This window comes from Commensalibacter melissae (genome assembly GCF_003691365.1).
Classification (GTDB): domain Bacteria; phylum Pseudomonadota; class Alphaproteobacteria; order Acetobacterales; family Acetobacteraceae; genus Commensalibacter; species Commensalibacter melissae.
In genome coordinates, this window is sequence record NZ_CP033087.1 from 1,664,347 (window position 1) to 1,677,947 (window position 13,601).

Annotated in this window: 13 protein-coding genes; 5 read left to right on the forward strand and 8 right to left on the reverse strand. The window is 38.2% G+C overall.

The window, feature by feature from the left end; genetic code table 11:
• Window positions 1–16: 16 nt before the first annotated feature.
• Entirely contained in the window at window positions 17–472 is a 456-nt protein-coding gene (locus D9V35_RS07535) for a hypothetical protein (RefSeq protein ID WP_122123983.1), read from the reverse strand.
• Between the two features lie 433 nt (window positions 473–905).
• Here D9V35_RS07535 and gap point away from each other — a divergent pair, with 433 nt between their 5' ends.
• The gene (gene gap, locus D9V35_RS07540) at window positions 906–1,931 is read left to right on the forward strand and encodes a type I glyceraldehyde-3-phosphate dehydrogenase (RefSeq protein WP_122123984.1); all 1,026 of its coding nucleotides are present in this window, start codon (window positions 906–908) and stop codon (window positions 1,929–1,931) included.
• Window positions 1,931–3,157: a phosphoglycerate kinase gene (locus tag D9V35_RS07545; RefSeq protein ID WP_122123985.1), complete on the forward strand. Its 1,227-nt coding sequence runs from the start codon at window positions 1,931–1,933 to the stop codon at window positions 3,155–3,157. Before gap ends, D9V35_RS07545 begins: the two co-directional genes overlap by 1 nt.
• A 5-nt stretch (window positions 3,158–3,162) precedes the next feature.
• On the opposite strand, the gene D9V35_RS07550 is transcribed toward D9V35_RS07545, so the two are convergent.
• The 6 genes from D9V35_RS07550 to dapF all read right to left on the reverse strand — a co-directional run bounded on the left by D9V35_RS07550 (window position 3,163) and on the right by dapF (window position 9,142).
• Entirely contained in the window at window positions 3,163–3,465 is a 303-nt protein-coding gene (locus tag D9V35_RS07550; protein ID WP_122123986.1) for a hypothetical protein, read from the reverse strand.
• Window positions 3,456–4,556: a peptidoglycan-binding protein gene (locus tag D9V35_RS07555; protein ID WP_122123987.1), complete on the reverse strand. Its 1,101-nt coding sequence runs from the start codon at window positions 4,554–4,556 to the stop codon at window positions 3,456–3,458. Before D9V35_RS07555 ends, D9V35_RS07550 begins: the two co-directional genes overlap by 10 nt.
• A 5-nt stretch (window positions 4,557–4,561) precedes the next feature.
• Window positions 4,562–5,152: a phage neck terminator protein gene (locus tag D9V35_RS07560; protein ID WP_110438504.1), complete on the reverse strand. Its 591-nt coding sequence runs from the start codon at window positions 5,150–5,152 to the stop codon at window positions 4,562–4,564.
• Between the two features lie 949 nt (window positions 5,153–6,101).
• Window positions 6,102–7,058 (reverse strand): signal recognition particle-docking protein FtsY, encoded by a 957-nt coding sequence (gene ftsY, locus D9V35_RS07565; protein ID WP_122123988.1) that lies wholly within the window; start codon window positions 7,056–7,058, stop codon window positions 6,102–6,104.
• Window positions 7,059–8,321 (reverse strand): tRNA (N(6)-L-threonylcarbamoyladenosine(37)-C(2))-methylthiotransferase MtaB, encoded by a 1,263-nt coding sequence (gene mtaB, locus D9V35_RS07570; protein WP_122123989.1) that lies wholly within the window; start codon window positions 8,319–8,321, stop codon window positions 7,059–7,061.
• Window positions 8,318–9,142, reverse strand: a complete 825-nt coding sequence (gene dapF, locus D9V35_RS07575; protein ID WP_110438507.1) for a diaminopimelate epimerase — start codon at window positions 9,140–9,142, stop codon at window positions 8,318–8,320. Before dapF ends, mtaB begins: the two co-directional genes overlap by 4 nt.
• An 80-nt stretch (window positions 9,143–9,222) precedes the next feature.
• Between dapF and D9V35_RS07580 the strand changes: the two genes are divergently transcribed.
• The 3 genes from D9V35_RS07580 (at window position 9,223) to D9V35_RS07590 (ending at window position 12,830) form a co-directional block, all read left to right on the forward strand.
• Window positions 9,223–9,858, forward strand: coding sequence for a class I SAM-dependent methyltransferase (locus tag D9V35_RS07580; RefSeq protein WP_122124300.1), 636 nt, complete (start codon window positions 9,223–9,225; stop codon window positions 9,856–9,858).
• Between the two features lie 31 nt (window positions 9,859–9,889).
• On the forward strand, window positions 9,890–10,681 hold the full coding sequence (locus D9V35_RS07585) for a DODA-type extradiol aromatic ring-opening family dioxygenase (protein WP_122123990.1): 792 nt from the start codon (window positions 9,890–9,892) through the stop codon (window positions 10,679–10,681).
• Between the two features lie 385 nt (window positions 10,682–11,066).
• On the forward strand, window positions 11,067–12,830 hold the full coding sequence (locus D9V35_RS07590; RefSeq protein WP_122123991.1) for a DEAD/DEAH box helicase: 1,764 nt from the start codon (window positions 11,067–11,069) through the stop codon (window positions 12,828–12,830).
• Window positions 12,831–12,879: 49 nt separating this feature from the next.
• On the opposite strand, the gene D9V35_RS07595 is transcribed toward D9V35_RS07590, so the two are convergent.
• Window positions 12,880–13,476 carry a hypothetical protein gene (locus D9V35_RS07595; RefSeq protein WP_122123992.1) on the reverse strand — a complete coding sequence of 199 codons (597 nt, stop codon included), beginning with the start codon at window positions 13,474–13,476 and terminating at the stop codon, window positions 12,880–12,882.
• Window positions 13,477–13,601: the final 125 nt, after the last annotated feature.

Below are 13,601 nucleotides of genomic sequence, written 5' to 3' on the forward strand. Positions count from 1 at the left end.
AAATTATCCAATAGCCTTATTGTATAGTAACTTGGACAACATTTTTCTTGACCCCACCATCTGCCTTGGCATTTATTTGAATTTGCTCCGCCTTTGCACCCGCTCGGATTATTTCATTTGCAATTGCCCTGCCTTCATGCGCTGCAATATTATTCATTTGCTCCTGCTGCATTACAGGATCAGATGAAATTGGGGTGACTGAAGTAATAACAAACAAGGCATCCGCTTTTCTTGACAACGCATCCTTTACCAAATTTGTCAAAGGTTTTTCCCATTGATCCTGGGGCGTTCCCTCTACAATTTCGATCGGTGGTGCGGGCGGAGGCGGAGGAGGTGGAGGAGGCGGGGGAATATAAGGAGCAGGCCTACGTCCTGCACTCGGATTAAAAGTCCTTTGATCAACCAGCTTACAAGAACTTAATAAAAAAAAACCACTTAATAACAAGGAAACATAACGCAAATGACTGATCATAAAATTGACTTAAAGTGCAAAGTTGGAAAAGAACGCTAACAATCTCAATTAAACCTTAATAATTGATTTTACAATATAAAGAAATCCTTTACCCTTATATTTCTATTATTCAATAATCGAATTTATTCAATTACCCGAAATAAACCGTAAACTTAAGACTGCTATTGACATGGAAGTTTCATTAAAAAAATTTGATCCTACACTTGATTCATATAAAAGATTGATAATCCTGTGCAATCACAACCTCATTTAGCATATTATTAAAAAAGCTAACAAAAGATCAAATTTGTGGTAAATTATTAAGATTAATATTCACGTTATCAAAAAAACGTGATTAAATAGAGTTAAAGACGAAGAAAAGTTTTTATATTAATTTTCACAAGACGATTCGCCTTGGAAAATCTTTTTAACCTTAAAGGGAGATTTAACTATCATGGCTATTAAACTTGCAATTAACGGTTTTGGACGTATTGGTCGCTTGGTACTACGCAGCATCATTGAAACCGAACGCACTGATGCGGAAGTCGTATTGATTAACGACCTTGGCAGCCCAGAGGCCAATGCTCACCTTCTCCGTTATGATACGGTTCACGGTCGTCTTCCTGCAGATGTTAAAGTCGAAAATAATACAATGACCATTACAACACATAATGGACGTAAAATTGGCCCAATCAAAATTACAGCCGAAGCAGATCCAACAAAACTTCCATTACAAGGTGTTGATGTTGCAATGGAATGCACAGGACGTTTCACAAGCAAGGAGGCCGCAAGTGCATTGCTTCAGGCTGGTGCCCGTAAGGTTCTTGTTTCCGCCCCCGCAAAAAATGTTGATGCAACCATTGTTTACGGTGTTAACCACAAAATTATCAATGGCAACATGACTGTCATTTCCAATGCATCATGTACCACAAACTGTCTTGCTCCTATCGCAAAGGTTCTTCAGGATACAATCGGAATTGAACGGGGCAGCATGTTGACCATCCACTCTTACACAGGTGATCAACGCACGGTTGACACATTACATAAAGATCTCCATCGTGCCCGTGCCGCTGCACAAAACATCATTCCGACAACAACTGGTGCCGCAAAAGCCGTTGCATTGGTTATTCCCGAATTAAAAGGGAAACTGGATGGAATTGCCATTCGTGTTCCAACACCTAATGTTTCTTATGTTGCTTTGGACTTTGTTCCCACCAAAACACCCGCCTCTGTTGAAGAGTTAAATGCCTATTTCAAAAAAGCGGCCGAGGGTGAGCTAAAGGGTATTCTTGGCTATAATGATGAACCACTCGTAAGCTCCGATTTCAATCATTGCTTTAACTCCTCAACCTTTGATGCAACACAAACCGGATTTATTGAAAATGGTAAATTGATCCGTGTTGCTGGCTGGTATGATAATGAATGGGGTTTCTCAACCCGTATGACTGATACAGCTGTTGCCCTTGGGAATGCAAAATAATGGTTGAACAGAAAACTTTCAAAACCCTTGATGATCTTGATTGCAAAGGTAAGAAAGTTCTCTTGCGCGGGGATCTGAATGTCCCCATGCATGATGGCAGAATTACCGATACAACGCGTCTGGATCGTTTGGTCCCCACCATCAAGGAACTGGTTAAAAAAGGTGCAAAGGTTATTTTATGCAGCCATTTTGCCCGTCCAAAAGGCAAGGTGGTTCCAGAAATGTCTTTAAAACCAGTCGGTGAAGCTTTATCCAATATCTTAAAACAGCCTGTGGCTTTTGCTGATAATTGTGTTGGCCCTGATGCCCAGAAAGCTGTCACGTCATTGAAAGACGGTGATATTCTCTTACTTGAAAACACCCGCTTTCATGCTGGTGAAGAAAAGAATGATCCAACGCTTTCTAGAGAGCTTGCTTCTTTGGCAGACGTTTATGTTGATGATGCTTTTTCAGCCTCCCATCGTGCCCATGCATCAACCGAGGGTGTTACCAAATTCCTTCCTTCATTTGCAGGTCGTCTAATGGAGGCTGAATTAAATGCATTGAATGCCGCCCTGGAACATCCTGACCGTCCAGTTGGTGCCATTATCGGCGGATCAAAGATTTCCACAAAGCTTGATTTGCTTTCCAATATGATCAATAAGGTTGATGTATTGATTATTGGTGGGGCTATGGCCAATACCTTTCTTGCCGCTCAAGACGTCAAGACTGGTAAATCCCTGCAGGAAGCCGACATGCATGAAACAGCTCGTGACATCATGGAAAAGGCAAAAGAACAAAATTGTAAAATTCTATTACCTGTAGATGTTGTTGTGGCCGCTGAATTAAAAAATAATCCAGCGACACAAACTGTTGATGTCCATGCCGTTCCCGATAACCAAATGATTTTGGATGTTGGGCCAAAAACGGTGAAATTACTGAACAAGTATCTAGCTGAGCTCAAGACCTTGGTATGGAACGGGCCTTTGGGTGCTTTTGAATTCACACCTTTTGATAAGGCAACCAATGAAGTGGCTCAAGAAGCTGCCAAATTAACCAAAGCTGGCAAGCTTAAAAGTATTGCTGGCGGCGGTGATACGGTTTCTGCCTTAAAACATGCTGGCGTTATCAATGAAATGTCTTATGTTTCAACCGCTGGTGGCGCATTTCTTGAATGGCTGGAAGGTAAAGCTCTTCCAGGTATTGTTGCCCTAACAACATTAGCTCAAGAAACAATGCCTTTATAGGTTTTTTAAAAAAACTTGTAAAACAAAAAAGGCTGATTTTTCAGTCTTTTTTGTTTTTCTACTTGAAATATGACAATCATATTCCCAATGAATTTTTTAATATCAATAGCAGTTTTATATTTTTCATAAGTATAAGTATAGGTTTTATAACTATCAACATCTGTTAAACCTCTATGAAAATTATGCCATTTTAACATAACAAAAATATTTTGTTTTCCATGAATTGGAAAAAATGGAAATATAAATAATCCTAAAATAATTTTTGCGATCTTGTTAACTGAAATCTTTTTACTTAAATCTATTGACAAGCCTTGGTTAACCCTAAATAATCTGCCAAACGATTAAATGCATTCAATCTTGCCTGATAACCATTTTGGCCTCCATTAACTTTACGTGTTACGGCCTTGACTGTAGCATCTGCTGAAATTGCAAGATCATGAACATTTGCAATATCAAACCAGTAAACAAATGCTGTCTCCACAGCATATTCATAATGATTTCTATCTGCAACCAAATCAGGATTGTTTAATAAATTATTAATATCATCGGGAAATTCTTGATGATGATAATCCTGCATTCTTCTATACAGATTTTTGCCTGTTATTTGAAGAAACCCCCTGCCTCTATATCTATATCCATCGCCACTTGCTTCATCACCATTCCCCATACGATCAGCATATACATAGTTACCTAATGCTTGTGGATGATGAGCATAATGAGAAGTTTGTGTCCACAATTTATCTCTTCGGACTCTTATTTTTTTGCATAATTTTTTTTTACACATCCGTAATGCTTGGTAACCAAATTTATCACGCATTGCACTTACACGGTAATTTAAATTTTCCGCTATTGGTTGAAGTCCACTTTCAGCAGATATCTGAGATAGGAAATAAGCAATTTCCCGCTTATCTGTCATATTAAAATGATTGGCATTTCTATTAAGGTAAGGCAATGCTGTAACGTTAACTCCATTCTTTCCTTTACCTGATGGATTTACAGCATCCAGCATACCAATCGTTATAATTTGAGGATAAACTGCATTTTTTGTTGCCTCACTTGCGGAGCCCTTTTGCTTTTCTCCTTCTTTTTGCCAGGGTTGAATAGATGACAGTTTCCTTTCAGCATGATTTATTACAAGCGAGGTTGAAGAATCTTGGGTCAGCAAACCCGTAAAATTATTCAAGTATATTGAAGTTTTTTTACCGGGTGTTATAACACCATCAGGATGTGTATAAAATTTACTCTGAAACTCAATGATTGCCTTTTTTGTAAGCGGACCACATATTCCATCAACATCAATATATGATGCACCATGCCGTTTGAGTAACGATTGTACAATTATAACATCTTGACGGTTATTTACAGCATTACGCCCAACCGAATGACGAATGTTACGCATTTTAATTACTCATTGAATCCATTGACATTCATAATGATTTCTTTGGCGCTGCCTTCACAAACTCCAAATTCTGGATGATATTCAAAATAAACATCAACCGAGCAAACATCCTCATATTGATCTTCCGCATTGACAAATGAACTTTCTATGGTTACTTCATCGCTATAAAGAGGAAAAAATGGCGCTTTATATTGCTCAAACTGATCACTTGCCCAGGAATCATTAAATCTGACTATAAACGACTTGGCCATTTGCAGTGCTGGAACATATTCGTTTCCGACGAACATCAGGGTCATTGTAATCTGCGATCTTGACCTGAAAATCTTATGACGCCCCCGATAATAGCTTTCATTACTTGAAAGACGGTTTTCGTCAACGATATTCATGAGTATATAGGGTGCTTTGGGGGTTGAAACTCGGTTGCCGCGACCTTGTATAATCGTTAATTCAGTTCCTTTAATAGGGATAGCCTTTTTTATGAATTTTCCTACCAAATTATACATTTCTTTATAACTTAAAGTGTATAACTCTGGAAATTCTCCATCTTTGGGAGCAACAACCATGACTTTGACATGTTTATTATCCTTTTTACTCATAGAATTAATGCTTTCTTAAATTTTTTGTTTTGGAAATTAATTGGAATATTGATGCTATTGTTTTGGCATCTATTGAAAAAATTCTATTGATAAAAAACAAAAAAACGACCTACTATCAAGGTCGCTTCATCAAACTATAATAATACTAACTTACTAAAATAATCTCAAAATCTGACAGAAAATTCAATAATGTTTGACTGTTTGTATCAATTTCTCTAGATATATTTAAGTGGCTTTTACAAATATAAACTATCAATCCGTTATCTCTAAAACCTATCCTTTTATAGATAACACATGATATATTCCAGAACGGCGATATTTTCAAAAATTAATCTAATAAGTATATTATATTTAAAATTACCAATTAATTTGTTTATAATGAAACGATATTTTTCAATAAAGTTGATAGCATAATACCAAATTGAATGTAGATAATCTTGCAACAATCGCTATCTACACGACCAAAAACTTAAATTGGGCTTAAATCTGCACTATCATCAAATTTTGCATAAAATATCCACCAAAACAAATATACTAAAACACTATATCATAATTGACCTAGATTTTTTCCAACATTCAACAATAATGAGTTCATTAAGAACAGTCTGTCTAGAATATTACTGACATTGACTACATATAAAATCATCAACAGAGCAATGACTGTAGAAAATTATAAATCCAGATGGATATTGGCTCCAAATCATTTGTAAAGGTAAAAATTTATATTGATAAATGATTATAAAAATAAATGATACTATAATTAAAATAGTGGTTAGGGCTCTAAATTAAAAAATTCTTTTTTAAAAACATCTTCTACTAACATAAAAATACTGCCAACAAGAATTTGTGATAGTAAACCATAAATTCGCAATTTTGTTTTCAAATATTATGGAGCCATCAACGATATCCCTATAAAACCATTTATTATAGCAATAATCAAAATAATAGCTCAGTTATCAACATTAGCTTCTATAGTGGAAAGTTGAACTGTATCTCCCACCAATCCCTTGGCGAATTCTTCTGCAGAAAAATCGCGAAGATCTTCCGCCTTTTCACCAACTCCTACTGCATGGATTGGCAACTTAAACTTTTCAGCCAAGGCAATGACAATACCTCCTCGTGCCGTACCATCCAATTTGGTAATGATTAATCCACTAACATCAACCATCTCCTTAAAGATACGAACCTGTTCAATTGCATTTTGACCTGTTGTGGCATCCAAAACCAATAAAACAGAATGCGGCGCCGTTTCATCAAATTTACGCATGACACGAATGATTTTGGCAAGCTCCTCCATCAGGGCACTTTTATTATGCAAACGACCTGCCGTATCAATCAATAGCAAATCTGTTTTCTCATTTTTTGCTCGTTTCAGGGCTTCAAAAGCTAGACCCGCCGCATCTGCCTGCGGTTTTCCTGAAATAACCGATACACCAACCCGATCACCCCACACTTGCAATTGTTCCACTGCTGCCGCACGAAAAGTATCCCCGGCAACCATCATCACCTTAAGCCCCTGATCAGTAAAAAACTGTCCCATTTTTCCAATCGTTGTCGTTTTTCCTGTCCCGTTTACGCCAACCATCAAAACAACATGGGGTTTCAAATCAGGATTGGGCTGAAATGGTACAGCAACTGGTTTTAAAATCTTGGAAATTTCTTCTGCAAGAGCCTGTTTTATTTCCTGATCCGTAACTTCCGAACCGAACCGGGTCTTACGAAAGGATTCAATAACATTTTCCGCTACTTCTGGCCCGAAATCAGCAGAAATTAGAATATCCTCCAATTGTTCAAGTGATTCATCATCCAATCGTCGTTTTGTAAAAACAGATGTTAAGTTGTTTCCCAATTTTTGCGTTGAACGGGAAAGCCCCTGTTTAAGACGAGAAAAAAAACCAAGCGCCATTTATATTCTTTCTACTATAATACCATCAGAATTACCCGAAATTACACGGGCTGAAATAATTTCACCGGGAGTTGCCTCCTTACCTCTTAAGGTTGCTGCAGAAAATTGTTCACTGTGACCACGATCAACCGTTTCCATCAAGATGGAAACCGTTTTATTAACAAAACATTCATGATATGAACTGGCTATTTCCGCACCCAAATTTCGCAACCGGGCCGCACGCTCTTTCCTTACGGAAACTGCAACGGCTGGCATCTGGGCCGCAGGTGTGCCCTTTCTTTCACTATAGGGAAAAACATGAAGATAGGGAATGGCAACTGTCTTTAGAAAATCGTATGTCTCCTGAAAATACGATTCATCCTCCGTCGGAAAACCTGCAATAATGTCGGCACTTAGTCCGATATCAGGGCGTATTGAACGAAGTTGTTCAACCAATGATCCAACATCTTTGGTTTGATGACGTCTCTTCATCCGTTTTAATATCATGTCGGAACCTGCCTGAAGCGACAAATGAAGATGGGGCATAAAACGAGATTCACTGGCCATTAAATCCCACAAAACCGGATCCATACCAATTGGATCAATTGATGACAATCTTAACCTTTTTAATTCCGGAACATCTTTTAGAATAGCCTTACACAGATCCCCCAACCTTCCTTTATGTTTCAGATCCCTTCCCCATGAAGCGATATCAACTCCTGTAAGAACAATCTCATTGTATTGCTGTTGGGTCAAAGCTTTTACCTGATCAACCACTCCCTTAACAGAAACAGACCTAGAAGGTCCTCGCCCAAAAGGAATAACGCAAAAAGTACAACGATGATCGCATCCCTGCTGAATTTGAACAAAAGCCCTAGTCCGACCGGTAAAATCAGTTACAATCCGTCCCACGGTATTTTTCACCGTCATGATATCGGACACCTGATTTCCTTGAGATAAAGCTGCCTCTGTCCAATTTTCCCCTTTTAACTTGTCTTCATTCCCCAATATTTGCTTCACACCCGGTAGTGAAGACCATTGTTCAGGATTGATTTGTGCGGCACAACCTGTGACAATAATACGTTTTTCGCTATCTTTTCGGTGTAGCCGACGAATTGTCTGTTTTGCCTGCCGTTCTGCCTCAGCTGTCACGGCACAGGTATTGACAATAACGACATTGTCAAGTTGCTCGGCATGCTGGCTCATTACCTCACTTTCATAACGGTTAAGCCTGCATCCAAAGGTAATGATCTGCGGTTTTTCCTTTTGGGTCTTTGACGTCATAAAGGGTAATGATCCAAATTAAATTGCCCGGTAAAAGAAAAATGAACAGGACCTGTCATCAATACATCATTAGAGGCTTCATCCCATTCAACAATCAAATTCCCACCATCCATTCTTACCTCGCAATAACGATCAGCCAAACCTCGCCGAACCGCATTCACAACAGAAGCACATGCACCGGAACCACAAGCCAGTGTTAACCCTGCCCCGCGTTCCCAAACACGAACCCGCATGTTTTGACGATCCAGCATCTGTACAAACCCTATATTTGCCCCTTCCGGAAACAAGGGGTCTTTTTCCAGAACCTGACCGCAAAATACAGGATCGACCGTAGATAAGTCCTCAACGAAAAATGTTACATGGGGATTTCCCATAGAAACCGCTGCCGGTTCCCCGGATAATGGCAAATATAAACTATCAACATCACGTTGTAGTGGAATATCACGCCAATTCATTTTTGGCTGTCCCATATTTACTTTTACTGTAAAAGCATCAATGACCTCGGTTGGCAGTAACCCAGCGCTGGTTTGTAAGGTAAAATTCTTACGTTGAAATTTATCATGTAACCATGCCGTGACACAGCGTGAACCGTTTCCACAGGCACCGGCCTCATCACCACCAGGATTGAAAAAACGAACATAAACATCGGCTTTTTTATCTTTTGGAGCAGATAATATAATCAACTGGTCACAGCCAATCCCATAACGACGATCACATAGTTCGGCAATACGATTATTATTTAGCTGAATTCTGTTGACAGAATTATCGATAATGACAAAATCATTACCGATACCATGCATTTTACTAAAAGAAATATCCATTATTATTCTAACGTAACTATTGGTACTTAACTTGACTTAATTTATCAATGTAACACAAAAAACGCCAATTTTTTATGCCCATGACCGAATTAAACGATTTCCATCCCCATTCTTTTGATATTGCTGGTACAGAAAATGATCTTGAATATTATACGCATCATAAACCTGCACCTCTTATCGACCAAGGGGGATATAAAACTATTGAAGCCTTATATCATACTCTCATACAAAAAGGCGATACCATCCTCGACCTAATGTGTGGATCAAACAGTCATATTCCCGCGAATGTTCCATACCAAGATTTAATCGGTATTGATATCGATAACAATGCCTTACAACAAAATCATCAATTAACAAAAAAAATTCTTCAGGACATTAACCGAAATTTATCCTTTCCTTTACAAGATAACAGTGTCGATTATATTTGCCTGTGCTCAGTCATTGAATATTTGCGAAATCCTTTCGCTATTCTTGAGGAATGCTATCGGATATTAAAGCCTCAGGGCAGAATAATCTTTTCTTTTTCCCCCCGATATTTAGCGACCCGCACCATTGCCTTATGGCAGGCACTTGATAACGGGGAGCGCCAGCGCCTTATCAAAATTCTTCTGAAACGATCAGGATTCAACAATTTCGATCAGGGAGAAGTGCATCCACCCGATAATCAGCCTCTCTGGAAAAGCAGCATATATAGTGTTGTTGCCAGTAAAATTTAATTTATGCTAATCATATTGGAATGAATCTGTAATGCGTCAACCCGTTTGTTATCTTCCCCATGGGGGCGGTCCGTGTTTTTTTATGGATGATCCTTATAATATATGGACCAATATGGGTGATTTTCTACATAAATTCCCTAAAACATTACCTAAAAAACCAGATGCCATCGTTGTCATTGCGGCTCATTGGGAAAGCGATCCGATCAAAATCCACCATCACCCAAATCCATCCTTGTATTATGATTATTATGACTTTCCCGAACATACTTATCAATTACAATATCCAGCATCAGGGTATCCGCTTCTTGCCGAACAAATCCATACCCTTTTAACAGAACAGCATATTCAAAGTGAATTTGAAGAAAAAAGAGGATGGGATCATAGTGTTTTTATTCCCTTAAAAGTCATGTTTCCTGATGCCGATATTCCAATTGTGGAAATATCGCTACATAATAACCTTGATCCGGCATACCATTTTAATATCGGTCGGGCCCTTTATCCGCTACGCAATAAAAATATTTTAATTATGGGAAGTGGGATGAGCTATCATAACCTGCCCTTTTTATTTTCTGGTCAAGGCACTAGAGAGGCATATGCTTTTGATAACTGGTTAACCGATGTCATTTCCCTCCCCGCTTGTGATGATCGTGATAGATTATTGATTGAATGGGAAAAAACCGCCGACGCACATTCGGCTCATCCACGTACAGAACATCTTCTACCCTTGATGGCGGTTTCTGGCGCAGCAAGACAAGATCATGGAAAATGTATATTTAAAGATATAATTTTACATAAACCAATTTCTGCTTACCAATTTGGTTGATTATTATCAAAACAGAAAATATTCCCTTAATCATGCTTTAGTTTTTAACATATTCTACAGTATTAAATAATACTGACATTAATTTTCTTTTTTTATAAAAATTGTTTCATGATAATACAAAATAAATCCTTAAATATTTATTTTTAAGTTTGAAAAAATTTGTATTTAGAATATTTTATAAATATTGTAGATATGTTTTAACCTAATAAATATTGATAAACCGCTTTATGATATTATATCAACCTTGAATGTATCTGATAATACCCCCATTTCACTCATTCTGTTTTTACAATTTCCCACAAAACCTTCATTTATTTAACAAAATCCACTTTGTTATATAGTTGATTTTTTGTTTAGATTTATAACCTACGTTTCGGATTCCTATATGCCATTTACTCAAATTCATTCCTCCCTTGCAAAAGCTATAGAAAATAAAGGCTATACAGCCTTGACTGCTGTTCAACAGGCTGTTCTTGAACAACAGAATAATGAACAAGATTTACTTGTATCTGCTCAAACCGGTTCAGGTAAAACCGTGGCTTATGGAATTGCCATGGCAACAACATTACTTGCTAATAAAGATCAGTTTGCTGCTGCAAAATTACCGCTAGCCCTGATTATCGCTCCCACTCGCGAATTAGCGTTACAAGTTCACCAAGAATTATCCTGGCTATATACAAATACCAAGGCCAAGATTGTAACCTGTATTGGCGGAATGAATGTTCGTAAAGAAGCTTATGCACTGGAAAAAGGCTGTCATATCGTTGTGGGAACACCCGGACGACTTTGTGATCACGTACGGCATAATCATCTTGATCTATCTGGCCTGGACACAATTGTTCTTGATGAGGCAGATGAAATGTTGGACTTGGGTTTTCGTGATGAACTGGAGGAATTATTATCCGCATGTCCATCAAATCATAGAACCCTGCTTTTTTCTGCAACCATTGACAAAGATATTGAAAACCTGGCCCGACGATATCAGAAAAAAGCATTGAGAATTAATACAGTTCCCACCAATCAGCATAGAGACATTGAATATCACGCTTCTTTGATTCACCCAAAGGAGGTTGATAACGCCGTTATTAATTATTTACGTTTTATTGACAGCCCCACAGCAATGGTTTTCTGTGCCACCCGAGAACTCGTTCGTCATATGCAATCAACTTTGATTGAACGGGGTTTTTCATGTGTTGCCCTTTCTGGCGATCTTGGACAGGAAGAACGAAATCATGCCATTAAAAGTCTTCGTTCTGGTCAAATACGAGTCTGTGTTGCCACTGATGTCGCTGCCCGTGGTTTGGATCTGCCCACTCTGGATCTTGTCATTCATGCTAGCCTTCCAACCAATTCCGCCACCTTATTGCATCGTTCAGGAAGGACTGGACGTGCCGGAAGAAAAGGTCGGTGCGTGTTAATTGTTCCTTCAAATCAACGCAATCGTGCCGAACGCCTATTGGCTCACGCTAAAGTAACAGCAAGTTGGGAAAACCCGCCTGATATGATGGCCATCCGTGAAAAGGATAACCAGCGTCTTCTTTCCAATCCTGTACTTTTAAGCAGCAAGGATATTATGGAAGAAGATCAACCTTTGATTCAGCAGTTGATTGAACAGTTCAATCTTAATGAACTTGCGAATGCTGTCATTTCATTTTATCGTTCAATTATTCCTAATCCCGAGGAAATTACAAACATATCCCTGCAGAAACAGCGCTCCGCCCCTTACAATAAGGAAAATAGAAGACAAAAATCATCAGAAAAATACGCATTTACAAACGGGGTCTGGTATGAAATTCCAGTTGGTCGAAATGAAAAAGCAGATCCTAAATGGCTTATTCCAATCATTTGCAAATCTGGTAATATCCAGAAAAAAGATATTGGAAATATTCGTATTTTTGATAACGCCACAAAATTCGAGATTTCCTCGGAAAAAAAAGATATTTTTAACAAAAATATTGCAAATGACAAATCCGTAAACATTTACCAAACGTCAGCCCCGTCTATTGGGGAAGGTGATAAAAAACCGGATTACAGGCGCAAAAGAAAAAATGGGTCGGATTTAAAAAAAACAAGAACCAGAAAGAAAACCGATTTTAAATACAAAGATAAATCGGGTCCATCATCTTCATCAAGAAAACGCAAAAAATAAATAAAGGGGCTTATGCCCCTTTACCAAATTCGTGTCACAAATTAAAAATTTAATTTGAAAATGGATGTGTCAAATCATGTATATCCTGTTTTGTATTATTTTTTAAATCTTTCCATTCCTGACGTCTTTGTTCCTGACGATATTTCATTTCTCTTCTGGGTTCATTCAGACGATCCTTGAAATCCTGCTTTTGTTGATTCCAACGTTCTCTCTGATCCCTTTGATAATCCCTATAACGATCCATACGTTCCTGTGCTTCTCTTTTGGGTCCATTCAGACGATCCTTGAAATCCTGTCTTTGTTGATCCCAGCGTGCTCTCTGATCCCTTTGATAATCCCTATAACGATCCATACGTTCCTGTGCTTCTCTTTTGGGTCCATTCAGACGATCCTTGAAATCCTGTCTTTGTTGATCCCAGCGTGCTCTCTGATCCCTTTGATAATCCCTATAACGATCCATACGTTCCTGGTTTTGCTGCATACGATCGCGAATTGCCTGATTATGCTGTGTAACACGGTTATGAAAATTATCTTCCTTTTGTTGCAAATTCTGTATTACATCCTGAGCATGAACCTGAGAGACCAAATTCCCCATCATAAATACACTTAAAAAACTTGCAGAGATAATTAAACGTTTTGACAACATTTTCTTTCCTTCTTTATGAATCTAATCATCTTAAATCAAAACAAAATTCGGGCTATATTAAGGCATTAATGTAACAATAAATATCATAAACAGCTCCTGAACTGAATGAAACAAAAGGATGAAAA